The following is a 26,111-nucleotide window of genomic DNA, read 5'->3' as shown; positions in this document are numbered from 1 at the left end:
TGCGGCAACCCCCGTTGAAGGCGGCGTCGGATCCGGAGCGGCCCCCCGGGCCCGGCGCCGCCGCTCAGTCCATCCGGCGCGGACCGCCGAGAACCTGCTGCTCGGCCTGCCCGGCCACGGCCCGCACGTACTGGCGCCGCATCCGGGTGGCCCACAGTGTGAGGTCGTCGCCGAGGGTGGGCAGCGCGGCGACGTCCTCCGGCGGGAGCGACAGCACCCGGCCGGTCAGCTCCGCCTCCTGCGGGGAGACCCGCTGCACACCCACCAGGTCGGCCGCGTTGAGCACCCGGGCCGCGTGCGGGCCCAGGTACGGCAGCAGGGTCAGGGTGGTCTGCCAGGGCGCGGCGGAGAGCCGGCTGCGCGGCGGGCGGGCGCCGAGGTCGCGCACCACCAGGACCGGCGAGGCCACCGAGGCGCCCTGCGGGCCGAGTCGGCCGACCTGGTGGACCGTCACGCACGGCTGCCCGCCGCCCGCGGCCTGCGCCAGCGGGCCCCACAGCTGCCCGCGCGCGGTCTCCACCGCGACCCGGGCGCCGATCGCGGCCGCCCGCAGCGCGATGACCTGCGCCGTCCACACGCCGCCGACCAGCACCAGGTCGTACGCGCTGGGTCGGAACAGGCCGAGCACCGCGGGCAGCCCCTGCGGGTCGGCGCCGATCACCACGCCGTCGTCGCCGACCGGGAAGGCCAGCGCCCCGAGGTCCGCGGCGTCCAGCACGTGCTTCTCCCGGCGCGGGCCGCGCAGCCCGAAGCCGGGCAGGATCCGGGACCGCGCCCGGGGCTGTTCGGCGCCGTGCTGCGGGCCGGGGGCCGGATAGGTCTGGTACGCCATCAGGACGCTCCTCCCAGCGGCAGGGTGGCGAGCACCCCGGGGGCCTGCTCCAGGTCGAGCCGGACCAGGCCGAGTCCGGCGCCCTGCGCCCGCGCCTCCACCTGGCGGCCGACCTGCGTCACCTCGCTCTCGCTGCGCCCGGTCACCCGCAGGTGCCCGCTGACGGTCACCGAGCCGCCGGTGCCGCGCCCGGCGGTCAGGCTGAAGGTGCTGGCCAGCGCGGGGGAGCCGGTGACCAGGTTGACCAGGTCGGGCGCGGCGATCCGGCCGGGCGAGCCGCCGGGGCGGCTGAGCTGCGGCCAGCGGGAGATCCAGTAGGTGCTGTGCCAGCGGTCGTCGATCCGCCAGAACCGGCTGCCCTCCTGGGTGCGGCGGGTGGTGCCGCCGCCGCTGCCGGTGCCTTGGCGCCCGGCCACCGCGAGCGGGTTGGCGCAGGTGGAGATGGCCAGCGCGGCGATCAGCTCGCGCTCGTCCAGCACGGTCGCGTTGAACCCGGCGCTGTTGAGCCGCCCGGCCAGCTGGTCGGTCACCCGTTGCAGTGCCTTGCGGGCGCCCTCCTCGCCGCCGCCGCGGGCCCGGACGGCGGCCGCGGCGCGCTCCGGGTCGAGCTTGAGCGCCACCCAGGTCAGCCGCAGCCCGGGGGTGGCGGTGCCGTCCGGCAGCTCCCGGTAGGCGCGGGCGGCCAGCGACTGCTCGGGCAGGTGCGGGGCCGGGGCCGGCTGGGTGTGCTGGACGAGTTGCACCGACTCCAGGGTGATGTCGTCGACCTGGAGCGCCGAGCAGATCACGTCCAGGGGCAGCGGCAGCGCGGTGCGCACCGGGCGCAGCGGCTGGTCCTTGGCCTGGACGAGCAGCACCGAGCTGAGGAAGGTGCCGTCGCCGACCATGCCGGTCTCCCGGCGGACGGGGCGGCCGCCCAGGTCGGCCTCGGTGGCGTGGGTGCAGGTGCGCAGTGCCGGTTCGAGTTCCAGGGCGGGGGCCAGCGCCGGGTCGGTGCCGGCCGGCGGCAGCGTGCTGCGGGCCTGCCGGCGGCGGGACTTGAGGGCGGCGCGCACCCGTAGCAGTTCGGGGATGGTCCGGCCGCGCAGCGGGATCACGGCGAGCACCACCAGGACCAGCGCGACCGCGCCGAAGCCGGCGGCGACCGGTCGGCTGATCGTCCAGCCCACCGCGACCAGTGCGGCCGCGACCTCGACCAGGACGAGCTGTTGGAGCCTCAGCCGGCCGCCGAGCAGCCCGGGCCGGGGGTTGATCCGGAGCAGGACGGGCCCGCGACCGCCTTCGTCACGGCCGCTGCTCCCGCCGGCGGGCGTCAGCGGCTGCCCGGGCGTGGTCTCGGGGGCGGGGCCGCCGTGCTGCGCCCGGCCGGAGCGGCGCGACCTCCCGCCCGTTGCCGGTCCGCGGCGTCCTGGAGCGGTCTGGCTTGGCATCCCCCGGGTGACCCTCTCTGATCAGTTGCCGCGGCCCGGCTGGCCGGTGCGCGGACCGTACCCGTACCGTACTCACCGTCTGCTGCCGCATCGTAGAGGGTTCGTGCGGGTTCCCGCCCGGCGGGTGCGGGGGGCGGTGCAGGGCGGTCCGACAATGTCTGACGAGGGGGACGACGAGGATGGCATCGCGCCGGGACGAGCTGAACGCGTACACCTTCGCCCGCAAGCGCACGGTGGGGGCGTTCCTGCTGCCCGGTGGCGGCGGCAGCGACGAGGACGCGCCGCGCCCGGTGAAGGCGGTGCTGCCGAGCGTGCTGGCCGGGGCGGTGATCGTCGCCGGGTTCGGGTTGTGGGGGGTGTTCAAGCCGAGCGCGCCGCTGCACTGGGACGACGGCAAGAACGTCGTCCAGGGCAAGAAGTCGACCACCCGGTACGTGGTGCTGACCGACCCGGACGGCCGGACCAGGCGGCTGCACCAGGTGCTCAACATGTCCTCGGCGCGGCTGGTGCTGCCGGCCGAGGCCAAGGTGGTGGTGGTCGACGACGGGGTGCTCGACAGCTACCCCAACCACGGCCCGACGATCGGCATCCCGTACGCGCCGGACAAGCTGCCGACGAGGGACAACGCGGACAAGCCGATGAAGTGGTCGGTCTGCGACCGCCCGGGCTCGGACGACAAGCAGGAGACCGTCAACCAGGCGGTGTTCGTGGCGGCCGGCCCGGACGCGGCGGCGCTGGCGGCCAAGGACCGGATGCTCGGCCAGGACCAGCTGCTGCTGGTGCAGCAGGCGGACGAGCAGCAGGTCTCCGCGCAGCCGGCGCCGGGCCAGCCCGCGGCCAGGCCGGGTGACGCGAAGGTGTTCCTGGTCGACGCGCTGGGCCGCAAGCACGGCATCGGCTCGCCGCAGGCGGACGACAAGGAGCGCAAGTCGCTGATCACCGCGGTCTTCGGGCCCAACGCGGTGCCGCAGCGCGTCAAGCGCGAGTGGCTGGACACCCTGGTGACCGGCAGCCCGATCACCTTCCCGAAGGTCGACGGGGTGGCGGACAGCCCGAGCCCCAACTCCTCGGTGGAGCTGGGCAACCAGGCCGACCGCCGGATCGGCCGGCTGGTGCACTACCAGGACCGCCGCTACGTGGTCGGCAAGGACCGGCTCTACCTGGTGACGCCGTTCCAGGCGGAGCTGATCCGGCAGAACCCGGACTACCAGGACCTCTACAAGTACGACGGCGACAAGCGGCCGCGCAGCGACGAGATGACCCCGGCCGACCACGCCAAGCTGGGCAACGACGTCCGGCTGCCGAGCACCGGGGACGACTGGCCGCTGAAGTCCGGTGCGCCGGCCAACAACTGGCAGGACCGGCAGGACGCGCGCCTGGTCGTGTGCAGCACCTTCGACGGCGTCGCCGAGGACGGCCGCACGCCCCGGCGCAGCATCTGGGCCGGGACGTCCTACCCGGCGCCGTACAACAACGGCGCGGGCGCCGCGTACGTGACGCCCGGGCACGGCCTCTTCTACCGCGCGCTGGACAACGCGGCAGGCGGCTCCGGCACCGACTTCCTGATCACCGAGACCGGTCTGCGCTACTCGGTGCCGGCCAACGGCGACGGCGGCCGCGGCGCCACCACGCCGCCCGGCGCGCAGCCGGGCCAGGGCGGGCAGCCCGGCCAGGGCGGTGCCCCGAAGACGCCCACCCCGCAGCCGGGCGCCACCGCGCCGGACCAGCAGCCGCCGCAGGACGAATCGGGCGCCAACCAGGCCCGGTTGGGCTACAAGGAGCTCCAGCCGCTCCCGGTGCCGCACGAGTGGTCGGACCTCGTCCCGGCCGGCCCGCCGCTGACGGCGAAGAGCGCCGCCCAGCCGCAGAACGCCTGATCGGCCAAGCCAGGCAACGGACTTGGCCTCCGTGTCATGGTCTGGTAACTGCGCCGAGTTCGGTGTTGGGCGAGCTGCGTGTGCCGACTACAGTGCTCCTGGACATCACTAGGGTGATGGGACGGTCGGGCCGCGCTGCCCTCCGTACACGCAATGTCTGTCTCATGGGGGATGGTGGAGCATGGCTCAGGGTCAGTTCACGATGACCGCTCAGGAGATGCTGGCTTTCGCCAAGCGGATCGAGGACGCGATCGGGAAGATCGAGGCTGAGCGGCAGAAGCTCATCAGCACGGTCGATGGCATCACCGGCGGCTGGCAGGGCCAGGCGGCGAGCGCCTACAAGGCCTTGCAGGACCAGGTCAACACCGACATCGCGAAGCTGAAGGAGTCGCTGACCGCGATCCAGCACGCGATCGAGCTGACCACCAAGCACTACGCGAGCACCGAAGAAGAGCAGAAGGCGCTGTTCTCCAACGCCCAGGGCTGATCAGCCGCACCGCGCTGATCACCGTTCTGTTCCGACCTTCCGCTCGGTGGGGCGCCCGCGGCTGAGCGCGGGGTGCTCCGCATCCTCGTCAAGGGAGACATCGTGTCCGACCACATCCTCGTCAACTTCGAGACCGTCCACCACGCGGCCGAGGAAGTGCGCGCCTCGGCCGGTCGCATCGACCACCTGCTGAACGACCTCAAGGGCGACGTCAACCGCATCGCGTCCAGCTGGCAGGGCGCGGCCCAGCAGGGCTACCAGGCCCACCAGACCCAGTGGGACGCGCGCGCCGCCGACCTGCAGAAGGTCTGCACGCAGATCGCCTCCTCGCTGGACAGCGCCGCGCAGAGCTACAAGACGACCGAGAACAACAACGCCAAGCTGTGGGGGAACAACTGACCACGCGTTCCCCAGCGGGAACGTGAGGGGGCGGGTGCTCGGACTCCGGGCACCCGCCCTTCGGCGCGCGGCACGGGTGGACGACATGAGGGGTGGCAGGGTGTCCGGACGCGGGTACCGGAAGGCGGCCGCGGCACTGGCCGCGCTCGCCGTGCTGGGCGGCCCGCTCGCCGCCCCGGCGCGCGCGGACAGCGGACCCGGGCTGGCCGCCGCGGGCGACTGCCCGAAGAACGCGCCCGACGTGCCGACCGTGCCGTGGTCGCTGCAGCGCCTGCTGCTGGACGAGCTGTGGCAGGGCGGTCGGACCACCGGCGCGGGGGTGACCGTCGCGGTCATCGACACCGGCGTGGACGACCAGAACCCGCAGCTGGCCGGCAAGGTCCTGGAGGGCTCCAACCTGGTGGTCAACCGGGAGACCAAGGAGAAGGTCCCGGGCAGCTCCAAGGAGGACCCGGTCGGCCACGGCACCAAGGTGGCCGGCATCATCGCCGCCCGCCGCTACGACCGGACGGGCTTCGTCGGGCTCGCCCCCGACGCCGCCATCCTGTCGATCCGCCAGAACGACAGCGACGGCAACGGCGACGTCTCCACCCTGGTCCAGGCCGTCAACGAGGCGGTCAGGGCCAAGGCCAAGGTCATCAACATCTCCCAGGACGTCCGCGGCGCCGGCGCCGCCGGCTTCGGCGGGTACCAGGAGCTGAAGGCCGCCGTCCAGGCCGCCGAGGACAGCGGCGTCGTGGTGGTCGCCTCCACCGGCAACGACGGCAAGGAGGGCGACACCTACCCCGGCGCGTTCCCGACCGTGCTCGCCGTCGGCGCCTCCGACCGCAACAACGAGCGCGCCCCGTTCTCCCAGTACGGCTCCTTCGTGAAGGTCGCCGCACCCGGCGTCGACATGCTCTCCACCGTCCCCCGGGGCGGCCAGTGCGTCGACAACGGCACCAGCTTCTCCGCCCCGTACGTGTCCGGGCTCGTCGCGCTGCTGGTCGGCGCCCACCCGAACTGGAAGCCGGCCCAGGTGCGGGCCTGGATCGAGCAGACCGCCCAGCGCACCCAGCGCGATCCGAACCAGTTCATCGGCTGGGGCGTGGTCGACCCGGTCAGGGCCGTCACCAAGGCCCCCGAGAGCGCGCCGTTCACCGCCACCCCGGACGCCCCCGTCCAACTGGCCGCCGCCCCGATCGTGCCCCGGCCGGTCGGCCTCGGCGAGACCCAGGCCGACCGTGACGGCCGCACCGCGACGTACGTCCTCGGCATCGGGGCGCTGCTGGTCGCGCTGCTCATCGGCGGCGGCGTCGTCCTGCGCGACCTGCGCCGCAGGTCCGCGGACTGATCCGGGTACGCAGCACCTGCCCGGTGCCCGGGGAGTGCGTAGGAGAATCCTCCGCAACGGCTGTAACGTCGTGGGTCGCTCGCCGCATCCAAGAAGTGTCAGGGAGCGCGGACACGGGGGGCGGCAGGCATGGGGTGGATCGGGGCGGGCCGGGAGGCCGAGGACGCCGAGTTCCTGGAACTGGTGTCCGGCCGCACCGGCCACCTGTACCGCTCGGCCTGCCTGCTGACCAGCGGCGACACCCACTACGCCGAGGACCTCGTCCAGGAGGCCCTCAGCCGGATGTACGTGCTCTGGCGGCGCAGCGCCTGGACCGGCGGCCGGGACCGGATCGACAACCCGGCCGCCTACACCCACACGGTGATGGTGCGCACCTTCCTCGCCCAGCAGCGCCGCCGCTCCAGCACCGAGCGCCCCATCGCGGCCGTGCCCGAGTCGGAGGCGCGGGAGGCGGACGGCGCGCTGCGGATGACCCTGCTCGACGCCCTCGGCCGGATGCCGCCCAAGGACCGCGCCGTCCTGGTGCTGCGCTACTGGGAGGACCACAGCGTCGCGGAGACCGCCGAGATGCTGCGCTCCTCCCCGGGGGCGGTCCGCACCCGTACCACCCGGGCGCTGGCCCGGCTGCGCACCCTGCTCGGCGACTCGCTGGCCGAGCTCGCCGCCCGCTGACCACTGCTCGTAGTCCGTGACGCAACCCGTGACGCTCCCCGTGACGCAATTTCGTGATGCAAGGAGACGGTGACCACCCATGTCCGAACCGGACAAGTTCGAGGACGATCTTCTCTACGCCCTCACCCGTACGGGCGAGGGCTTCCGCGCCGAGCCGACCGACCTGCTCGCGGGCGGGTACCGGCGCGGCCGCCGCCGCTGGCGCCGCCGCTCGACCGCCGCGGTGGTGGGCGGCGCGGCCGCGCTGGCCCTGGTGGGCACAGGTGCGGTGTACCTCACCGGCTCCTCGCCGCGCCCGAGTACGGTGCCCGCGGCCGCCCCGAGCACCGCCGGCGGCAGCGGCTCGGCGGCCCCGGCCTCCTCGGCGTCCGCCTCCGCCTCGGCGCCGCCGGCGGTCTCCGGCGACGAGGTGCTGGCGATGTTCCAGGCCCTGCTCCCCAAGGGCGAGACCACCGGCGGCACCGGCACCGGCACGGGGGTCGATCCGGGCCGGCCGTACGGCGGCGGCATCGCCGCGACCGCCTCGCTGGTCTTCGACGACGGCAAGGGCAAGTCCGCGATGGGCATCTCGCTCGGCCGCCTGGCGGACGGCGACCCGAACCGGGTGGAGAACGACTGCCCGGACAAGAAGCTCGTCCAGTACGACGCCTGCAGTGCCACCACCCTGCCGGACGGCGGCACGCTGACCGTCCTCCAGGGCTACGAGTACCCGGACAAGCGGGCCACCACCAAGTGGTGGAACGCCAAGCTGATCGGCAAGGACGGCCGCCAGGTCGAGCTGTCCGAGTGGAACTCCCCGGCGGAGAAGGGCTCGCCGGACAGCCGCCCGAAGCCCCCGCTGACCCCCGAGCAGCTCAAGGCGATCGTCACGGACAAGTCCTGGGACCGGGTCATCGCCTCGATCCCGGACCCGGTGCCGGTCAAGCCGCGGGACAGCGGCAAGGAGTACGACAAGGACGAGATCCTGGCGATCGTCGCCAAGCTGCTGCCGGCAGGGCTGACCGAGACGGAGACCGGGGGCCAGCCGGGCTACGCGAACTTCGTGGTCAACGACGGCAAGGGCAAGTCCCTGGTGGAGATCAACGTGCAGGACTGGTCCCGTGACGACAAGACCAAGGAGGAGTTGTTCGGCAGTGCCCAGGCGCAGCCGGACGGCACCAGGGTGGTGGTCGGCAAGCGGGGTTCCAACCCGGGCATGTGGACCGTCGACACCCTGCACGCGGACGGCCTGCGGGTGGTGATCAGCGCGTTCAACAGCGGCACCCAGCAGACCCCGGCGACCCGCAGCACCCCGGCGCTGAGCACCGACCAGCTGAAGGCGATCGCCACCGCGTCGGTGTGGAAGCTGAGGAAGTAGCGGTCCGGACGTGGCAGTGCCCCGGGCGAGGGGGAGCCCGGGGCACTGCCGTGTGGGGGAGGGGTGGGGGTCAGGGCTGCTGGTCCTCGGGGAGGCTGATCACCCAGCGGGTGTCCTGGCGGGGGCGCAGGTAGAACAGCCAGTAGAGGGTGGCGGCGGCGGTGATGCCGCCGGTCCACAGCAGGGGTTCGGTGTCCAGCTGGGTCATCACGTAGACGAGGACGGCGATCAGCACCACCGGGACGGCCGGCCACAGCGGCATCCGCCAGGCGGCGGCGTGCTTGTGGTGGGCGCGGCGGGAGAGCAGCGCGGCGATCGCGACCAGCAGGTACATCCCGGTGACGGCGACGCCGGTGATGTTGCTGAGCAGCGCGCCCTTGACGAAGCAGAGCGCGGCGCCGGGCAGGCCGACGGCCAGGGTGGCGACCCACGGGGAGCCGAACCGGCCGAGGGTGCCGAAGGCCTTGTTGACCGGCTCGGGCCAGGCCTTGTCGCGGGCGGAGGCGAACAGGACTCGGGAGTTCTGGATGACCATGACGATGCCGGCGTTGATGATCGCCAGCGCGACGCAGAGGCTGATGAAGGTGCCGACCGCGGAGTTGCTCCAGGCGGTGACCATGCCGGAGATGTCGCCGGAGCTCAGGGTCTGAAGGTCGGGGGCGCCCATGGTGATGGCGACGACCGGGACCAGGATGACGGCGGAGGAGATGCCGAGCGTCCACAGCACGGTGCGCGAGACGTTGCGGCGGGGGTTCTCCAGCTCCTCGGAGAGGTAGACGGCGGTGGAGAAGCCCTGGGTGATGAACAGGGCGATGCCGAGCGCGCCGACGATGGCGCCGATGCTCACCGTGGTGGTGGCGCCGCCGTCCCCGGTGACCACGCCGTGCAGCAGGCTGGGGGCGTCGGCGTTGGCGTGGGAGAACCCGAGGACCGAGACGACGCCGGCCGCGATGACCTCCAGGACCAGGAAGACGCCGGTGATCCAGGCGTTGGCGCGCAGGTCGAGCAGGCCGGCCAGGGTGGCGGCGAGCATCACGGCGGCGCCGGTCATGGCCTTGTCGAGGTGCAGCACGGGGGCGAGGTAGTCGGCGGTGCCGAGGGCGATGACCGAGGGGACGATCATCACCACGATCAGCGAGAGCACGAAGACCAGCCAGCCGGCCAGCCGCCCGGCGAGGGTGCCGACCATCGCGTACTCGCCGCCGGCGCTGGGGATCAGGGTGCCGAGCTCGGAGTAACAGAACGCGACGGCGACGCACAGCACGGTGCCGATGGCGATGGCCAGGGCGGTGGCGCTGCCGATGCTGGAGAACAGCTCCGGGACGATCACGAAGAGCGTGGAGGCCGGGGTGACGCAGGACAGTGTGAGCAGGGTGCCGCCCACCACGCCGATCGAGCGCTTGAGTTGCTGGGGCGCGGCGGCGGTGTCGGCCGTCGCGGGGGTCGCGGCGCGTGGCGGGCGAAGCGTGTCGGTCATGTGGCTTCCGATCGGCTCTGTTCGGTCCTGTGGGTGGGAGCGGTATCGCCTCCGCTGGCTGTCTGCTCGGGTTCTGGTGGGGTCGCTCCTGGGTCGCAATGGAACCTGGGCGTATTGATTGCGTCAATGGCCGAAATGCTTCGGAATCCGTTGCGCGGAAGGGTATGGACATGCGATCTGATGATCACGTACGGTCATTGCGAGCTTTGTCCGACTTGTTACCTCTGCCACATTGCAACTGAATCCAAGGTGAACAGAGTGTTGCAAGCCGCCTTTCAAAGGTGTCCGTGGAGTCGGACGGCGATACGCCCAGGCGCCCCTTTGCGCGGCCGCAACCCCCGGACGGGGTGCGGGAACCGCAGCCCCGCCCCGGAAAGATCTAGGTAACGTTTCGACACCTGGGACGCGAAAGGGGCCGGGCTCCCGCGAGCCCGACCCCTCGATCACTGTCCGTAGCCGCCGGCGCGGTGCGCCGGCGCCTTCACACCAGCGGCAGCCAGCCCGTCTGGACCATCTGCCCACCGGTCGCCCGGCGCGACACGTACACCCCGCGCCCCGGCGGCAGCGGCATCGGCTTGACCGTCCCCAGCAGCGCGCCCTCGTCCCGGTTGCCGGAGAGGATCACGCCCTGCCCGCCCAGCTCGCGCATCCGCTGCAGCACCGGCTCGTACAGCGAGCGGCCGGCGCCGCCCGCGCTGCGGGCCACGATCACCCGCAGGCCGATGTCCCGGGCGAACGGCAGGAACTCCGCCAGCGGCGCCAGCGGGTTGCCCGAGCTCGTCGCGACCAGCTCGTAGTCGTCCACGACCACGAACATGTCCTTGCCGCTGTACCAGCTGCGGTTGCGCAGCTGCTCGGCGGTGACGTCCGGGCCGGGCAGGCGGCGCGCGCAGGCCCCGCGCAGCATGTCCACGATGGTCGCCATGGCCGGCTGCGCGGCCGCGTACTCCACCAGGTACTCCGGCGGCACGGTGCCCAGCAGCGCGCGCCGGTAGTCGCCGACCACGATGCCCGCCTGGTCCGGGGTGTACCGCTCGGTGATCTGCTTGATCAGCATCCGCAGCAGCGCCGACTTCCCCGACTCGGTGTCGCCGAAGACGATGAACAGCGGGTCGGTCTCGAAGTTCACGAAGGCCGGCGCCAGCTCGGCCTCGTCCACGCCGAAGGCGATCCCGCGCTCCGGGCGCTCGGAGCCCTTCGGCAGCGAGTTCCCGTCCAGGACGGCCGGCAGCATCCGCACCTGCGGCGCGCGCGGGCCGCTCCAGGCCCCGTCGACGGCGGCGACCAGGCCGGCCACCCCGTGCTGGAGGTCGTCCACCGCGCAGGAGCCGTCCAGCCGCGGCAGGGCGGACAGGAAGTGCAGCCGCTCCGGGGTGATGCCGCGCCCGGCCAGCGACGGGACGTTCTGCGCCACCCGGCGGTCCACCTCGGACTCCATCGGGTCGCCGAGCTTCAGCTCGGTCCGGTTCTGCAGCAGGTCCTTCAGCGCCGGGCGCACCTCGGCGTACCGGGCCGCGGTGATGACCAGGTGGACGCCGTAGCCGAGGCCGCGCTGGGCGATGTCGCCGATCACCGCCTCCAGCACCTCGAACTCCTGCTTGAAGGTGTTCCAGCCGTCGATCACCAGGAACACGTCGCCGAACGCCTCGTCCGGCAGCTGCCCGGCCGCCCGGCGGGCCCGGTAGGTGCCGATGGTGTCGATCCCGGCGGCCCGGAACAGCTCCTCGCGCCGGTTCAGCACCCCGTGCACCTCGGAGACCATCCGGCGCACCTTGTCGACGTCCAGGCGCCCGGCCACCCCGCCGACGTGCGGCAGCCCGGCCAGTGACTGGAAGCTGCCCGCGCCGAAGTCCAGCAGGTAGAACTGCACCTCCCGCGGGGTGTGGGTGAGCGCGAACGAGGCCACCGTGGTGCGCACCACCGTCGACTTGCCCGAGCGCGGGCCGCCCACGACCAGGCCGTGGCCGGCCGCCCCCGCGTAGTCGACCTCCAGGACGTCGGTCTTCTGCTCGCGCGGCTTGTCCACGATGCCGATCGGCACCCGCAGCCGGCCCGCCGGGAAGCCGGGCGCGGTCAGCCCGCGCTCCGGCACCACCTGGAGCGGCGGCAGCAGGTGGTCCATGCTCGGCGCCTCCTCCAGCGGCGGCAGCCACACCTGGTGCGCGGCCGGGCCCTGGCCCGTCATCCGCTGCACGAACACGTCCAGCACGGTGTCGACCAGCGCGTCGTCCTGCTCCGGGGCGAGCGGCGCCTCCTCCTCCACCGCCGGCTCCGGCGGCTCCACCCGGGCCGCGGTGAACAGCACCGGGCGGGCGTTCACCCGCCGCCCGCCGGTCGACCGCTGCTGCCCCGGCGCCCGGTAGGGCCCCGAGACGTACGCGGCCTTGAACCGGTCCATCACGTCCTCGCCGAACTTGAGGTACCCGACGCCTGGCACCGGCGGCAGGTGGTAGGCGTCCGGCACCCCGATCGCCGCCCGCGACTCGGCCGCCGAGAAGGTGCGCAGACCGATCCGGTAGGAGAGGTAGGTGTCCAGGCCGCGCAGCTTGCCCTCCTCCAGACGCTGCGAGGCCAGCAGCAGGTGCACCCCCAGCGACCGGCCGATCCGGCCGATCTGGATGAACATCTCGATGAAGTCCGGCTTGGCGGTGAGCAGTTCGGAGAACTCGTCGATGATCAGCACCAGCGAGGGCAGCGGGTCCAGCGCCGCGCCGGCCGCCCGGGCCCGCTCGTACTCGTGGATGTTGGCGTAGTTGCCCGCCGAGCGCAGCAGCTCCTGGCGGCGGTGCAGTTCACCCTCGATCGCGTCGCGCATGCGGTCGACCAGGGTGAGTTCGCCCTCCAGGTTGGTGATCACTGCGGAGGTGTGCGGCATGTCCGCCATGCCGGAGAAGGTCGCGCCGCCCTTGAAGTCGGCGAGGACGAAGTTCAGGATCTCCGAGGAGTGCGTCATCGCCAGCGCCAGCACCAGGGTGCGCAGCAGCTCCGACTTGCCGGAGCCGGTCGCGCCCACGCACAGGCCGTGCGGGCCCATGCCCTCCAGCGCGGCCTCCTTGATGTCCAGGTAGACGTGCTCGCCGTTCGCGCCGACCCCGATCGGCACCCGCATCCGCTCGTGCTGGGCGCGCGGACGCCAGCTGCGCGTCACGTCGAAGGAGCCCGGGTCGCCCGAGTTCATCAGGTCGGTGAAGTCCAGGTTCGACAGCAGCGGCTCGTCGTCCCCGCCGGCCGAGAGTCGGTACGGCGCCAACTGCCGTGCCAGCGCCTCGCACTGCCACACCGAGAGCAGGTCCGGCGTGCCGGTGTACGTCGCCCCGGAGGCCGAGCGCAGCACCAGCTCCTGCGGGCTCACCGTCACCATCAGGTGCCCGCTCGGCTCGTCCAGGTCGCCCGGCACCACCTCGATGACGGTCACCCCCTGCACGCCCTCGGGGCTCGCCAGCAGCGAGTTCGGCGGCACCCCGGCGCCGTCCATCACCACCACCAGGTGCGGCTGGTCCGGCGCGGGCGCCGCGTCCCGCACGAACCGCTGGCGGCCGGCCAGCTCGTCCTGCAACAGGAACTCCAGCTCGCCCAGGTCGGTGGCGATCAGCCGGCGCGAGCCCGCGCCGTCGGCCTCCTTGCGGTGCTGGTTGTGCGGGAGCCACTTGGTCCACTCCCACTCCTCCGCCGCGCCCGGCGCCGCGGCCACCGCGACCAGCAGGTCGTCCGGCGAGTGCAGGGTGGTCAGCTGGGCGATCATCGCGCGCACGTTGCCGTACACCGAGTCCGCGTCCCCGCACACCGTGACGTGGTAGAAGGCGCGCAGCGACACCGCCAGCGGCAGGTCCTGCAAGGTGCCGTGGGCCTTCAGGAAGGAGTGCATCGCGGCCGCCGACAGCGGCTCCAGCTCGTCCATCGGCGCGGTCTGCGGCGCCACCAGCGGCGTCGACAGCTGCACCGGGCCCAGGCCCACCCGGATCTGCGCGAAGTCGCCGTCCCCGGTGCGGCGCTCCCACAGCCGCCGGCCGTCCGCCACGATCGACCACAGCTGGTCCGGCGCCGGGTTCAGGAACAGCAGCGCGCCGCGCTGGCGCTCCGCCGTGCGGCGCACCTGGCGGCGCATCTGCTGCAGGTACTTGAGGTAGTCGCGCCGCTCGTCCGCCATCGCGGTCGAACCGCCCCTGCGGGCCCGCATGATCTGCGCCAGCACCATGCCGACCGTCGAGGCGACCATCAGACCGCCCATGATCTTCATCGGGGCCGCCGCGCCCGGCGCGAAGAAGAACACCGCCGAGCCGCCCATGCCGAGCATCGGAAGGATGCTCATCAGCCAGTCCTCGCCGCCCTGCCGGGGCAGTTCGGGCGGGGTCACCAGCTCCACCGGCTCGTCCGGCACCGCCGGCGGATAGGCCCTGCCCGGGCGCTTGACCGTGATCACACCCATGTGTCATCCACCCCGCGGCGTCGATCGATCACTTCGGCATCAGCCCTCACGCAACTGGACTCGTACGGCTCGTACGGCTCGTACGGGATTCACCAGGGCGAGGACGCACCACACGGCGCCGCCCCCCGTACCGCGCGCAGGGGCCGATCCTAACGGTCGCCCCCGCACCGCCCGCCAGGCCCGCGTCCGCACCCCCCGCCGGGGGCCCGGCCCGCACCGGGGCCGGGCACGAACCGAGCGGGTAGGGTAACGCCGCGCCAACTCGCGGCCCGGTCGGGCCGGTTCCACTGCCACACCGAGCGCCGCCGTGCCGCGGCACCGTCAACAAGGGGGAGCGCCCAGTGCGTCGAAGGACCGAGGTGCGGCGATGAGCAACGCCGCCGCGACCGGCTACTGCCGGGTCACCGTCGTCGCCCCGGACCGCCGGATCGACGTCGCCCTGCCCGAGGACGTCCCGCTCGCGGACGTCTACCCCGAGGTGCTGCGCCTGGCCAACCAGAGCCGACCCGACGGCGCTCCCACCGGCTTCCACCTGGTGCGCCGCGACGGCACCGTCCTCGACAGCGGCCTGCCGCTCGCCGCCCAGCAGGTCCGCGACGGCGACCTGCTCGCGCTGCGCCCCTTCGCCGAGTCCCTCCCGCCGGCCGTCTACGACGACGTCGCCGACGCGATCGCCAGCGCCGTCGAGACCGACCGCCGGCTCTGGAGCGCCGAACTCATGCGGGCCTTCGGCCTGATCGGCGCCGCACTGCTGCTCGTCCTGCTCGGCTTCGCGCTCTGGTTCGCCGACCTGCGCCACGACATGCACGGCCTGCCCGGCGTCCTGGCCGGCGTCACCGCCGTCGTCCTCACCGCGCTGGCCGGCGTCCGCGCCCGGGTCTACCAGGACGCCCACGCCGCGCTCGCGCTCGGCCTCGGCGCCCTGCCGCACGCCATGATCGGCGGCAGCGGCGTCCTCGCCGTCGCCCACCCGTGGGACGGCCCCGGCCGGCTCCAGTTCCTGGCCGGCTGCGTCGCCGCCCTGGTGGTCGCCGTGCTGCTGGTCGGACTGCTCCCCGAGAAGGACGCGGTGTTCGTCGCCGCCGCCCTGGTCGCGGCCGCCGGGGCGCTCGCCACCTTCGCCGCCGTCCTGCTGCCGGACACCCCGGCCGGGCACATCGCCGCCGTCACCGGCATCACCGCCGTCGCGGCCGTCGGCTTCCTGCCCGGCCTCTCCGCCCGCTTCGCCCGGCTGCCCGTCGGCTTCAGCGCCCCGGGCCAGACCCGCACCCGCAGCCGCGACTACGACGAGGAGGCCGAGCGCGCCGAGGCCGTCCAGTACGAGCGGATCGCCCACCAGGCCCGCCGCGGCCACGAGGTCCTGGTCGGCCTGGTCGGCGGCTGCGCCGCGGTCGTGGTCGGCTCCTGCGCCGTCCTCGGCTTCACCGACCGGACGTTCCCCGAGCTGCTCGCGCTCGCCCTGGGCCTGGCCACGATGCTGCGCGCCCGGCTGTTCCGCTACACCGCGCAGGTCTTCAGCCTCACCATCGCCGGGCTGCTCGGCCTGGCCCTGCTGATCATCGGCCTGTCCCTGCACACCCCGCAGTTCATCCTGCGCGCCGCCAGCTCCACCGAGGTCGACCTGCGCACCGTCTGGCTGGCGGCCTCCATCGCGTTCGGCGCGGCGCTGCTCGCCGCGATCGCGCTGGTGGTGCCCCGGCTCGGCGTCTCCCCGTTCTGGGGGCGCATCCTGGACCTGGTCGACAGCCTGACCCTGATCTCCCTCGTCCCGCTGGCACTCGCCGTCCTGGACGTCTACCGGCTGGTCCGCGGCGCCACCAGCTGACCGGCCCGGCCCGCGCCGCCTGCCCCGTTCGGCCCGTCCGGCCCGCCGACCGGCCGGGTGGGCGGCACTGGTACCCTTGGCCTTCGAGCGCAGCCGTGTGTCCGCCTCCGGTGGGTCGCAGACCGCCGGCCGCGCTCCGTCACGACACCGAGTCCTCATCAGTCCTGTGTTGTCGACCAGGACCGCTCGGTACACCCTGAAGGAGTTGCAGTGGCTCTCGCCTCTGACGTCAAGAAGCAGATCTTCGCCGAGTTCGGCCAGAAGGAGGGCGACACCGGTTCCCCCGAGGTCCAGGTGGCCATGCTCTCCCGTCGCATCGCGGACCTGACCGAGCACCTCAAGACCCACAAGCACGACCACCACTCGCGTCGTGGCCTGCTGATCCTGGTCGGCCAGCGCCGCCGCCTGCTGCAGTACCTGGCCAAGAAGGACATCGAGCGCTTCCGTACGCTCGTCGACCGCCTGGGCATCCGCCGCGGTGCCGCCGGTGGCGCCCGCTAAGACCGCCGCTCGGGGCGGCTCCCCACACCGGGGAGCCGCCCCTCGCGCGTATGCCGCGGACACCCCGAGCCGCGGCGCCCGGACATAACAACTCGCGCGTACCTCCCCAGGTGGCCGAGGATTGCACCGTAGGGTTGTGGGCATGCCCGGTGATGGCGCACCAGCGCGCCACCCGGGCAGACGAACCCGAACCCCCCGCGGGCCGAAGGCTTCAAACGGAAGCCGCCCGCATCCGAGAGAGCGTCCAGACGCGGACCGCCCGTCCCGGCCCGGCAGCCGTGAGGCGCCGGTCCTCGGTAGTGGCCCCCGGAAGCCCCGCAGACCGAGCGGAGCACCCCGGAGGCTTCGATCGAAGACCGGCCCGACTGCCGTCCTCCTTGCCAGGAGGGCCAGGGCCAGCCGGCAGGCAGCGCGGGGACGCTCTCCCGGAGACGTACGAAAGAGGAGATCTTCCAGGTGGAAGAGAACGTGTTCTACGCCGAGGCCGTGATCGACAACGGTTCCTTCGGCACCCGTACCATCCGCTTCGAGACCGGCCGTCTGGCCCGTCAGGCCGCCGGCTCCGCCGTGGCCTACCTGGACGACGACACCATGGTGCTGTCTGCCACCAGCGCGTCCAAGCAGCCGAAGGAGCACTTCGACTTCTTCCCGCTGACCGTGGACGTCGAGGAGCGCATGTACGCCGCGGGCCGCATCCCCGGCTCGTTCTTCCGTCGTGAGGGCCGGCCCTCCGAGGACGCGATCCTCACCTGCCGCCTGATCGACCGCCCGCTGCGCCCGTCCTTCGTCAAGGGCCTGCGCAACGAGGTCCAGGTCGTCTGCACCGTCATGGCGCTCAACCCCGACCACCTGTACGACGTGGTGGCCATCAACGCCGCCTCCGCGTCCACCCAGCTGGCGGGCCTGCCGTTCTCCGGCCCGATCGGCGGCGTCCGCGTCGCGCTGATCAACGGCCAGTGGGTGGCCTTCCCGACCCACAGCGAGCTGGAGTCGGCCGTCTTCGACATGGTCGTCGCCGGTCGCGTCCTGCCGGACGGCGACGTCGCGATCATGATGGTCGAGGCCGAGGCCACCGACAAGACCATCAAGCTGGTCGAGGGCGGCGCCGAGGCGCCGACCGAGGACGTCGTCGCCGCCGGTCTGGACGCCGCCAAGCCGTTCATCAAGGTGCTGTGCGCCGCCCAGTCGCAGCTCGCCGCCCAGGCCGCCAAGCCGACCGGCGTGTTCCCGGTCTTCCTGGACTACCAGGACGACGTCCTCGCCGCGCTGACCGCCGCCGTCAAGGACGAGCTCGCCCAGGCCCTCACCATCCCGGGCAAGCAGGAGCGCAACAACGAGCTGGACCGCGTCAAGGCGCTGGCCGCCGAGAAGCTGCTCCCCGAGTTCGAGGGCCGCGAGAAGGAGATCAGCGCCGCCTACAACGCGCTGACCAAGAAGGTCGTCCGCGAGCGCGTCATCAAGGACAAGGTCCGCATCGACGGCCGCGGTGTCACCGACATCCGCACCCTGGCCGCCGAGGTCGAGGCCATCCCGCGCGTGCACGGCTCGGCCCTGTTCGAGCGTGGCGAGACCCAGATCCTGGGCGTCACCACCCTCAACATGCTGCGCATGGAGCAGCAGCTGGACACGCTCTCCCCGGAGACGCGTCGCCGCTACATGCACAACTACAACTTCCCGCCGTACTCGGTCGGCGAGACCGGCCGCGTGGGTGCGCCCAAGCGCCGCGAGATCGGCCACGGCGCGCTGGCGGAGCGGGCGATCATCCCCGTGCTGCCCTCGCGTGAGGACTTCCCGTACGCGATCCGCCAGGTCTCCGAGGCGCTGAGCTCCAACGGCTCCACCTCGATGGGCTCGGTCTGCGCCTCCACCATGTCGCTGCTGAACGCCGGTGTGCCGCTGAAGGCCGCCGTCGCCGGTATCGCCATGGGCCTGATCTCCCAGGAGATCGACGGTGAGACCCACTACGTCGCGCTGACCGACATCCTCGGTGCCGAGGACGCGTACGGCGACATGGACTTCAAGGTCGCCGGTACCCGCAACTTCATCACCGCCCTGCAGCTGGACACCAAGCTCAACGGCATCCCGGCGTCGGTGCTGGCCGCCGCGCTGAAGCAGGCCAAGGACGCGCGTCTGCACATCCTCGACGTGATGAACGAGGCCATCGACACGCCGGACGAGATGTCCCCGAACGCCCCGCGGATCATCACCATCAAGATCCCGGTGGACAAGATCGGTGAGGTCATCGGCCCCAAGGGCAAGATGATCAACCAGATCCAGGAGGACACCGGCGCCGAGATCACGATCGAGGACGACGGCACCATCTACATCGGTGCCGCCGACGGACCGGCCGCCGAGGCCGCCCGCACCACGATCAACCAGATCGCCAACCCGACCATGCCGGAGGTCGGCGAGCGCTACCTGGGCACCGTGGTGAAGACCACGACGTTCGGCGCGTTCGTCTCGCTCATGCCGGGCAAGGACGGCCTGCTGCACATCTCGCAGATCCGCAAGCTGGCCGGCGGCAAGCGCGTCGAGAACGTCGAGGACGTCCTCGGCGTCGGCGCCAAGGTGCAGGTCGAGATCGCCGAGATCGACCCGCGCGGCAAGCTCTCCCTCATCCCCGTCGTCGAGGGCGAGGAAGCCGGCGAGACCGCTTCCGAGTGAAGCGCCGCTAGCTGACCCTTGCGGCCCGTACGCCTCCCGGCGTGCGGGCCGCACCCTGTTGCCCCCGCGTTCGTCCAAGCGTTCCCACGCGTGTTTCCTCTGGAGGTACCCCCCGTGGCTCAGGCCCCGGCGGCGAAGCAGCGCCCCGGCTCCACCCGGACCCTGCTCAAGGGCGCGGACGGCGCCGGCACGGTGCGCCGCACCGTCCTCCCCGGCGGCCTTCGGGTCGTCACCGAGACCCTGCCGACGGTGCGCTCCGCCACCTTCGGCATCTGGGTCGGCGTCGGCTCGCGGGACGAGACCCCGCAGCTCAACGGCGCCACCCACTACCTGGAGCACCTGCTCTTCAAGGGCACCGCGCGGCGCAGCGCGCTGGACATCTCGGCTGCCCTGGACGCGGTCGGCGGTGAGATGAACGCCTTCACCGCGAAGGAGAACACCTGCTACTACGCCCGGGTCCTGGACACCGACCTGCCGCTGGCCATCGACGTGGTCTGCGACATGGTCACCGGCTCGCTGATCCGCTCCGAGGACGTCGACGCCGAGCGCGGCGTCATCCTCGAGGAGATGGCGATGGCCGAGGACGACCCGGGCGACGTGGTGCACGACCTGTTCGCCAAGGTGATCTTCGGCAGCGGCCCGCTCGGCCGCCCCATCCTGGGCACCCAGGAGACCATCAAGGTGCTCACCCGGGAGCAGATCGCCGGCTTCTACCGCCGCCGCTACCGGCCCGAGAACCTGGTCGTCTCGGCCGCCGGCAACCTCGACCACCACACGGTGGTCAAGCAGGTCGAGCAGGCCTTCGCGGAGGTGCTGGCCCGCTCCGACGCGGCCCCCGCCGAGGCCCGCCGCGGCGTCAAGGCGCTGCGCACGGCCGGCCGGGTCGAGGTGCTCAACCGCTCCACCGAGCAGGCCCACCTGGTGCTGGGCGTGCCCGGGGTGCCGCGGCACGACGAGCGCCGCTGGGCGATGGGCGTGCTCAACGCGGCCCTCGGCGGCGGGATGAGCTCCCGGCTGTTCCAGGAGGTCCGGGAGAAGCGCGGCCTGGCGTACTCGGTGTACTCGTACTCCTCGTCCTACGCGGACAGCGGCCTGTTCGGCATCTACGCCGGCTGCCAGCCCAAGCGGGTCGAGGAGGTGCTGCGGATCTGCCGCGCGGAGCTGGCCAAGGTGGTCGCCGAGGGCATCACGGAGGAGGAGCTGCGGCGCGCGATCGGCCAGATCTCCGGCTCCACCGTGCTGGGCATGGAGGACACCGGCTCGCTGATGAACCGGATCGGCAAGGCCGAGCTGAGCTACGGGCACCACCTGTCGGTGGACGAGATGCTGGCGCGGATCGCGGCCGTGACCCTGGACGACGTCCACGCGGTGGCCCGTGATGTGCTGGGCGCGTACCGGCCGTCGCTGGCGCTGATCGGTCCGGTCAACGACAAGCGGGCCGCCAAGCTCGCCGATCTGCTGGTGTGAGAGGACATTTCGCTATGACGCTGCGTGTCGCCGTGATCGGTGCCAACGGCCGGATCGGCTCCGAGGCGGTCAAGGCCGTCGAGGCCGCACCGGACCTCGAACTGGTGGCCACCCTGGGCCGCGGGTCCGAGCCGGCGGAGCTGACCGAGGCCGGCGTCCAGGTCGCCGTCGAACTCACCCACCCGGACTCGGTGATGGGCAACCTCGACTACTGCCTGCACCACGGCATCCACGTGGTCACCGGGACCACCGGCTGGACGGACGAGCGGCTGGCCACCGTCCGCGGCTGGCTCGACCAGGCCCCCGAGCTGGGCCTGCTGATCGCGCCGAACTTCTCCATCGGCGCGGTGCTCGGCATGAAGTTCGCGCAGACCGCGGCGAAGTACTTCGAGTCGGTCGAGGTGGTCGAGCTGCACCACGACCGCAAGGCCGACGCCCCCAGCGGCACCGCCACCCGTACCGCGCAGCTGATCGCGGCCGCCCGCGCCGAGGCCGGCCGCCCGCAGCAGCAGGACCCGACCACGCACAGCCTGCCCGGCGCCCGCGGCGCCGACGTGGACGGGGTGCCGGTGCACGCCGTCCGGCTGCGCGGGCTGCTCGCCCACCAGCAGGTGATGTTCGGCGACACCGGTGAGACGCTCACCATCCGGCACGACTCGCTGCACCACAGCAGCTTCATGCCGGGCATCCTGCTCGGTGTGCGCAAGGTCGTGGAGACGCCGGGGCTCACCCTGGGCCTCGAACACTTCCTGGACCTGTGAGCCCGGCATGACGTCCCGTACCGGATTCTTCGTCCTGTCCGGCGTGCTGCTGCTGGTCGCCCTCCTCTGCGTCGGGGAGGGCGTCCAGCTGGTCGCCACCGGCAAGCCGCTCGGCATCGGCATCGGCCTGTGCGCCTTCGTCATCCCGGTGATCGGCGTCTGGTTCCTGCGCCAGACCGTCCGGTTCGGCCGGGCCAGCGAGCAGCTCGCCCGGGAGCTGGAGGCCGAGGGCGGCCTGCCGGTGGACGAGCTCCAGCGCACCACCGGCGGGCGGATCGACCGGGCCTCGGCCGATGCGGTGTTCGCCCGCCGCCAGGCCGAGGCGGAGGCCGCGCCGGCCGACTGGCGGGTCTGGTTCCGCCTCGCGGTGGCGTACGCCGACGCCGGCGACACCCCGCGCGCCCGCAAGACCATGCAGCACGCCATCAAGCTGCACAGCACCGAACCCGCAAGGAGTAACGCGTGAGCGACGAACCGACGGCCCCCAGCTTCCGCAGCGACGTCACGGTCGAGCTGGTCCGCAGCGCGGCCGCCGACTCGGACGTCATCTGGGCGGCCCGCGTCTCGACCGCGGGGGAGCAGTCCCTGGAGGCGGTCCAGCAGGACCCGGAGAAGTCCAAGGGCCTGATCAACTTCCTGATGCGGGACCGGCACGGCACCCCCTTCGAGCACAACTCGATGACCTTCTTCATCAGCGCGCCGATCTTCGTGTTCCGGGAGTTCCACCGGCACCGCAGCGGCTGGTCCTACAACGAGGAGTCCGGCCGCTACCGCGAGCTGCAGCCGGTCTTCTACGTCCCGGCGGAGGAGCGCAAGCTCGTCCAGCAGGGCCGCCCGGGCCGCTACGAGTTCGTCGACGGCACCCCCGAGCAGCACAGGACCACCACCGAGGCGATGGAGGCCGCGTACCGCGAGTCCTACGCGCGCTACCAGGAGATGCTGGCGGCCGGCGTGGCCCGCGAGGTGGCCCGCGCGGTGCTGCCGGTCGGCCTGTTCTCCTCGATGTACGCGACCTGCAACTCCCGTTCGCTGATGCACTTCCTGTCGCTGCGGACCAAGCGGGAGCACTCGGCGGTGCCGTCCTTCCCGCAGCGCGAGATCGAGATGGTCGCCGAGCAGATGGAGCAGGAGTGGGCGCGGCTCATGCCGCTCACCCATGCGGCCTTCGAGAAGCACGGCCGGGTCGCTCCCTGACCTGGGACGATAGGCATATGGGCGGAGTGTCTCGCATGTCTGGATTGCGGCTTTTCTAGCCGCTCCCTACATTCATGAACACGGATTCCGGTGCTGCCCGAACCCCCGAGCGGGCAGCACCGGAATCCCATGTCACCGCCTGTTTCCGCCGCTTCGCACGGTATGCCCCTGTCCGAACACTGGACCGGTGTGGTTACCGCCCCACCGCCTACGAGTAGCTTTGGACGCATGGCTCCGACCTCCACCCCCCAGACGCCGTTCGGCCGGGTCCTGACCGCGATGGTCACCCCGTTCACCGCCGACGGCGGACTCGACCTCGACGGCGCCCAGCGCCTCGCCACACACCTCGTGGACTCCGGCAACGACGGCCTCGTCGTCAACGGCACCACCGGTGAGTCCCCGACCACCAGTGACGCCGAGAAGGCCCAGCTCGTCCGCGCCGTGGTGGAGGCGGTCGGGGATCGCGCCCACGTGGTGGCCGGCGTCGGCACCAACGACACCCACCACAGTGCCGAGCTGGCGCGACAGGCGGAGGCCGCCGGAGCCCACGGCCTGCTGGTCGTCACGCCGTACTACAGCAAGCCCCCGCAGGAGGGCCTGTACCGGCACACCGTGCACATCGCGGACACCACCGGGCTGCCGGTCATGCTCTACGACATCCCGGGCCGCAGCGGTGTCGCGCTGAGCCACGAGACGCTGGTCCGCCTCGGCGAGCACCCGCGGATCGTCGCCAACAAGGACGCCAAGGGCGACCTCGGCGCCGCCGCCTGGGCCATCGCCCGCTCCGACCTCGCCTGGTACTCCGGCGACGACATCCTCAACCTGCCGCTGCTGTCGGTCGGAGCCGCCGGAGTGGTCAGCGTCGTCGGACACGTCGTGGCCGGCGAACTGCGTGCGATGATCGAGGCGTACCTGGCCGGCGATGTGGCCAAGGCCACGGCGATCCACCAGGGCCTGCTCCCGGTGTTCAGCGGTATGTTCCGCACGCAGGGCGTCATCCTCGCCAAGGCCGCGCTGGAGCTCCAGGGACTGCCGGCCGGCCCGCTGCGGCTGCCGCTGGTCGGCGCGACTCCCGAGGAGATCGCACGATTGACGAAGGATCTCGCCGCCGGCGGGGTACACCTGTAACAGACGAAGACGTGCGCGCCCCGGCTCGCCGGACCCTCACGGGCCCGCCGCTGGACCGGACCGACGGCGCGAGAGCACCGACCCAGTAGGAAAAACGACACTGAGTACGCACGCCATATGTCTTCAGGGGGAGGACCCCGGGCATATGGCGTGCGTCGTGAGGAGAGTCTTTTGAGCCACCCGCACCCCGAACTCGGCGCACCCCCGGCCCTGAAGGAGGGCGCCCTCCGCATCACCCCGCTCGGCGGTCTCGGCGAGATCGGCCGCAACATGACGGTCTTCGAATACGGGGGCCGCATCCTGATCGTCGACTGCGGCGTCCTCTTCCCCGAGGACGAGCAGCCCGGCGTGGACCTGATCCTCCCGGACTTCACCTACATCCGGGACCGCCTCGACAAGATCGACGGCATCGTCCTCACCCACGGGCACGAGGACCACATCGGCGCCGTCCCGTTCCTCCTGCGGGAGAACCCGGACATCCCGCTGATCGGCTCCAAGCTCACCCTCGCCCTGATCGAGGCCAAGCTCGCCGAGCACCGCATCCGGCCGTACGTGCTGGAGGTCAAGGAGGGCGAGCGCGAGCGCATCGGCCCCTTCGACTGCGAGTTCATCGCGGTCAACCACTCCATCCCGGACGCCCTGGCGGTCGCCGTCCGCACCCCCGCGGGCATGGTCGTGGCCACCGGCGACTTCAAGATGGACCAGCTGCCGCTCGACGGCCGCCTGACCGACCTGCCGACCTTCGCCAAGCTGGCCGAAGAGGGCATGGACCTGCTGCTGGTGGACTCCACCAACGCCGAGGTCCCCGGCTTCATCCCGCACGAGCGGGACATCTCGGCCGCGCTGCGGAACGTCTTCGCGAACGCCGACAAGCGCATCATCGTCGCCTCCTTCGCCAGCCACGTGCACCGCATCCAGCAGGTGCTGGACGCCGCGCACGAGTACAAGCGCAAGGTCGCCTTCGTCGGCCGCTCGATGGTCCGCAACATGGGCATCGCCCGCGACCTCGGCTACCTGAAGGTCCCCGGCAACATGGTCGTCGACGTCAAGCAGCTCGACGACCTGCCGGACAAGGACGTCGTGCTGATCTGCACCGGCTCCCAGGGCGAGCCGATGGCGGCGCTGTCCCGGATGGCCAACCGCGACCACCAGATCCGCATCGTCGAGGGCGACACCGTCGTCCTGGCCTCGTCGCTCATCCCGGGCAACGAGAACGCCGTCTACCGGGTGATCAACGGCCTCACCCGCTGGGGCGCCAAGGTCGTGCACAAGGGCAACGCCAAGGTGCACGTCTCCGGCCACGCCTCGGCCGGTGAGCTGCTGTACTTCTTCAACATCTGCAAGCCGCGCAACCTGATGCCGGTCCACGGCGAGTGGCGCCACCTGCGGGCCGCCGCCGACCTGGGCATCGCCACCGGCATTCCGCGCAACCGCGTGGTCATCGCCGAGGACGGCGTCTGCGTCGACCTGGAGAAGGGCGTCGCCCGGATCGTCGGCAAGGTGCAGGCCGGGTACGTCTACGTGGACGGCGCCTCGGTCGGCGACATCACCGAGGCCTCGCTCAAGGACCGCAGGATCCTCGGCGAGGAGGGCTTCATCTCGGTCTTCGTCGCGGTCGACTCGACCAACGGCAAGATCGTGGGCGGTCCGACCTTCCAGGCCCGCGGCTCCGGCATCGACGACAACGCGTTCGTGCCGGTCGCCGCCAAGCTCCAGGAGGCCCTGGACCGCTCGGCGAGCGACGGCGTGCTGGAGCCCCGCCAGGTCCAGCAGCTGGTCCGCCGGACCGTCGGCAAGTGGGTGGCGGACAACTACCGCCGCCGGCCGATGATCCTGCCGGTCGTCGTCGAGGTCTGAGCCTCCGGCGGCTGGTTTGACGTGGGGCAGCCCGGTGCGTAATGTTCTCCGGGTTGCCCCACGGGACGGCCCCGCAGGAAGTTTCTCGAATGCGAATTCGAGAATGACCGCGGAAAACGGCCCGAGAAACTCTGATAGAGTTCGGGAGCGCCGAAAGGCGAAAGCCACTCAGGTAAATGAAACTCCGGAAAACGGAGCGGAAAACATCTGATAAGCTGGAAACACGAAAGAACGAAGCGCCCGGAGGGCCCGCTGGAAGGCGGTCCGAAGGAAGTGTCCGTTCCTTGAGAACTCAACAGCGTGCCAAAAGTCAACGCCAGATATGTTGACATCCCCGGCCTCAGATTCTTCTGGGGTTGGAGATTCCTTTTGAAGTAAAACACTAGCGAGGACGCAGTGCGCGGGGCCGCCCTATTCCGGTGGT

19 protein-coding genes are annotated in these 26,111 nt (G+C 72.0%); 15 read left to right on the top strand and 4 right to left on the bottom strand.

Annotated elements, in window-relative coordinates; genetic code table 11:
• Positions 1-64 precede the first annotated feature (64 nt).
• Positions 65-832: a hypothetical protein gene (locus tag A6F73_RS10910; RefSeq protein ID WP_063347616.1), complete on the bottom strand. Its 768-nt coding sequence runs from the start codon at positions 830-832 to the stop codon at positions 65-67.
• Complete coding sequence (eccE, locus tag A6F73_RS10905) at positions 832-2,262, bottom strand: type VII secretion protein EccE (protein WP_079135589.1); 1,431 nt, start codon at positions 2,260-2,262, stop codon at positions 832-834. Before eccE ends, A6F73_RS10910 begins: the two co-directional genes overlap by 1 nt.
• Positions 2,263-2,441: 179 nt before the next feature.
• On the opposite strand from eccE, the gene A6F73_RS10900 reads away from it, so the two are divergent.
• The 6 genes from A6F73_RS10900 (at position 2,442) to A6F73_RS10875 (ending at position 8,387) form a co-directional block, all read left to right on the top strand.
• Positions 2,442-4,139, top strand: coding sequence for a type VII secretion protein EccB (locus tag A6F73_RS10900; RefSeq protein WP_063347615.1), 1,698 nt, complete (start codon positions 2,442-2,444; stop codon positions 4,137-4,139).
• 181 nt (positions 4,140-4,320) lie between these two features.
• Entirely contained in the window at positions 4,321-4,626 is a 306-nt protein-coding gene (locus A6F73_RS10895) for a WXG100 family type VII secretion target (RefSeq protein ID WP_063347614.1), read from the top strand.
• A gap of 102 nt (positions 4,627-4,728) precedes the next feature.
• Positions 4,729-5,025 (top strand): WXG100 family type VII secretion target, encoded by a 297-nt coding sequence (locus A6F73_RS10890; protein ID WP_063351107.1) that lies wholly within the window; start codon positions 4,729-4,731, stop codon positions 5,023-5,025.
• A gap of 100 nt (positions 5,026-5,125) precedes the next feature.
• A complete protein-coding gene (mycP, locus tag A6F73_RS10885; RefSeq protein ID WP_244293356.1) occupies positions 5,126-6,358 on the top strand; it encodes a type VII secretion-associated serine protease mycosin in 1,233 nt (410 codons plus the stop codon).
• Between the two features lie 129 nt (positions 6,359-6,487).
• Positions 6,488-7,030, top strand: a complete 543-nt coding sequence (locus A6F73_RS10880; RefSeq protein ID WP_063347612.1) for a SigE family RNA polymerase sigma factor — start codon at positions 6,488-6,490, stop codon at positions 7,028-7,030.
• Between the two features lie 79 nt (positions 7,031-7,109).
• Positions 7,110-8,387 (top strand): hypothetical protein, encoded by a 1,278-nt coding sequence (locus tag A6F73_RS10875; RefSeq protein WP_063347611.1) that lies wholly within the window; start codon positions 7,110-7,112, stop codon positions 8,385-8,387.
• 70 nt (positions 8,388-8,457) lie between these two features.
• On the opposite strand, the gene A6F73_RS10870 is transcribed toward A6F73_RS10875, so the two are convergent.
• Positions 8,458-9,864, bottom strand: a complete 1,407-nt coding sequence (locus tag A6F73_RS10870) for an APC family permease (RefSeq protein ID WP_063347610.1) — start codon at positions 9,862-9,864, stop codon at positions 8,458-8,460.
• A gap of 481 nt (positions 9,865-10,345) precedes the next feature.
• On the bottom strand, positions 10,346-14,290 hold the full coding sequence (gene eccCa / locus A6F73_RS10865) for a type VII secretion protein EccCa (protein ID WP_063347609.1): 3,945 nt from the start codon (positions 14,288-14,290) through the stop codon (positions 10,346-10,348).
• 367 nt (positions 14,291-14,657) lie between these two features.
• Between eccCa and eccD the strand changes: the two genes are divergently transcribed.
• The 9 genes from eccD (at position 14,658) to A6F73_RS10820 (ending at position 25,687) form a co-directional block, all read left to right on the top strand.
• The gene (gene eccD / locus A6F73_RS10860) at positions 14,658-16,115 is read left to right on the top strand and encodes a type VII secretion integral membrane protein EccD (protein WP_063347608.1); all 1,458 of its coding nucleotides are present in this window, start codon (positions 14,658-14,660) and stop codon (positions 16,113-16,115) included.
• A 210-nt stretch (positions 16,116-16,325) separates the two neighbouring features.
• Complete coding sequence (gene rpsO, locus A6F73_RS10855) at positions 16,326-16,616, top strand: 30S ribosomal protein S15 (protein WP_063347607.1); 291 nt, start codon at positions 16,326-16,328, stop codon at positions 16,614-16,616.
• 456 nt (positions 16,617-17,072) lie between these two features.
• Complete coding sequence (locus tag A6F73_RS10850; protein WP_063347606.1) at positions 17,073-19,280, top strand: polyribonucleotide nucleotidyltransferase; 2,208 nt, start codon at positions 17,073-17,075, stop codon at positions 19,278-19,280.
• 114 nt (positions 19,281-19,394) lie between these two features.
• Positions 19,395-20,747, top strand: coding sequence for a pitrilysin family protein (locus A6F73_RS10845; protein ID WP_244293355.1), 1,353 nt, complete (start codon positions 19,395-19,397; stop codon positions 20,745-20,747).
• A gap of 14 nt (positions 20,748-20,761) precedes the next feature.
• Positions 20,762-21,508, top strand: a complete 747-nt coding sequence (dapB, locus tag A6F73_RS10840; protein ID WP_063347605.1) for a 4-hydroxy-tetrahydrodipicolinate reductase — start codon at positions 20,762-20,764, stop codon at positions 21,506-21,508.
• A 7-nt stretch (positions 21,509-21,515) separates the two neighbouring features.
• Positions 21,516-21,974: a tetratricopeptide repeat protein gene (locus tag A6F73_RS10835; protein ID WP_063347604.1), complete on the top strand. Its 459-nt coding sequence runs from the start codon at positions 21,516-21,518 to the stop codon at positions 21,972-21,974.
• A complete protein-coding gene (gene thyX, locus A6F73_RS10830; protein ID WP_063347603.1) occupies positions 21,971-22,702 on the top strand; it encodes an FAD-dependent thymidylate synthase in 732 nt (243 codons plus the stop codon). The genes A6F73_RS10835 and thyX overlap by 4 nt, the downstream gene beginning before the upstream one ends.
• A gap of 228 nt (positions 22,703-22,930) precedes the next feature.
• Positions 22,931-23,830: a 4-hydroxy-tetrahydrodipicolinate synthase gene (dapA, locus tag A6F73_RS10825; protein WP_063347602.1), complete on the top strand. Its 900-nt coding sequence runs from the start codon at positions 22,931-22,933 to the stop codon at positions 23,828-23,830.
• Positions 23,831-24,001: 171 nt separating this feature from the next.
• Positions 24,002-25,687, top strand: a complete 1,686-nt coding sequence (locus A6F73_RS10820; protein WP_063347601.1) for a ribonuclease J — start codon at positions 24,002-24,004, stop codon at positions 25,685-25,687.
• Positions 25,688-26,111: the final 424 nt, after the last annotated feature.

The organism is Streptomyces sp. MJM8645 (assembly GCF_001625365.1).
In the GTDB taxonomy this organism is placed as follows: Bacteria; Actinomycetota; Actinomycetes; order Streptomycetales; family Streptomycetaceae; genus Kitasatospora.
The sequence above is the reverse complement of the archived record's forward strand: the minus strand, read 5'-3'. Positions and strand labels throughout refer to the sequence as shown.

What these genes read in the sequence shown, in the direction of transcription:
- A6F73_RS10910 (WP_063347616.1), bottom strand. Translation starts at nt 832, where the DNA reads ATGGCGTACCAGACCTATCCGGCCCCCGGCCCGCAGCACGGCGCCGAA.
- eccE (WP_079135589.1), bottom strand. Translation starts at nt 2,262, where the DNA reads ATGCCAAGCCAGACCGCTCCAGGACGCCGCGGACCGGCAACGGGCGGG.
- A6F73_RS10900 (WP_063347615.1), top strand. Translation starts at nt 2,442, where the DNA reads ATGGCATCGCGCCGGGACGAGCTGAACGCGTACACCTTCGCCCGCAAG.
- A6F73_RS10895 (WP_063347614.1), top strand. Translation starts at nt 4,321, where the DNA reads ATGGCTCAGGGTCAGTTCACGATGACCGCTCAGGAGATGCTGGCTTTC.
- A6F73_RS10880 (WP_063347612.1), top strand. Translation starts at nt 6,488, where the DNA reads ATGGGGTGGATCGGGGCGGGCCGGGAGGCCGAGGACGCCGAGTTCCTG.
- A6F73_RS10875 (WP_063347611.1), top strand. Translation starts at nt 7,110, where the DNA reads ATGTCCGAACCGGACAAGTTCGAGGACGATCTTCTCTACGCCCTCACC.
- A6F73_RS10870 (WP_063347610.1), bottom strand. Translation starts at nt 9,864, where the DNA reads ATGACCGACACGCTTCGCCCGCCACGCGCCGCGACCCCCGCGACGGCC.
- eccCa (WP_063347609.1), bottom strand. Translation starts at nt 14,290, where the DNA reads ATGGGTGTGATCACGGTCAAGCGCCCGGGCAGGGCCTATCCGCCGGCG.
- eccD (WP_063347608.1), top strand. Translation starts at nt 14,658, where the DNA reads ATGAGCAACGCCGCCGCGACCGGCTACTGCCGGGTCACCGTCGTCGCC.
- dapB (WP_063347605.1), top strand. Translation starts at nt 20,762, where the DNA reads ATGACGCTGCGTGTCGCCGTGATCGGTGCCAACGGCCGGATCGGCTCC.
- A6F73_RS10835 (WP_063347604.1), top strand. Translation starts at nt 21,516, where the DNA reads ATGACGTCCCGTACCGGATTCTTCGTCCTGTCCGGCGTGCTGCTGCTG.
- dapA (WP_063347602.1), top strand. Translation starts at nt 22,931, where the DNA reads ATGGCTCCGACCTCCACCCCCCAGACGCCGTTCGGCCGGGTCCTGACC.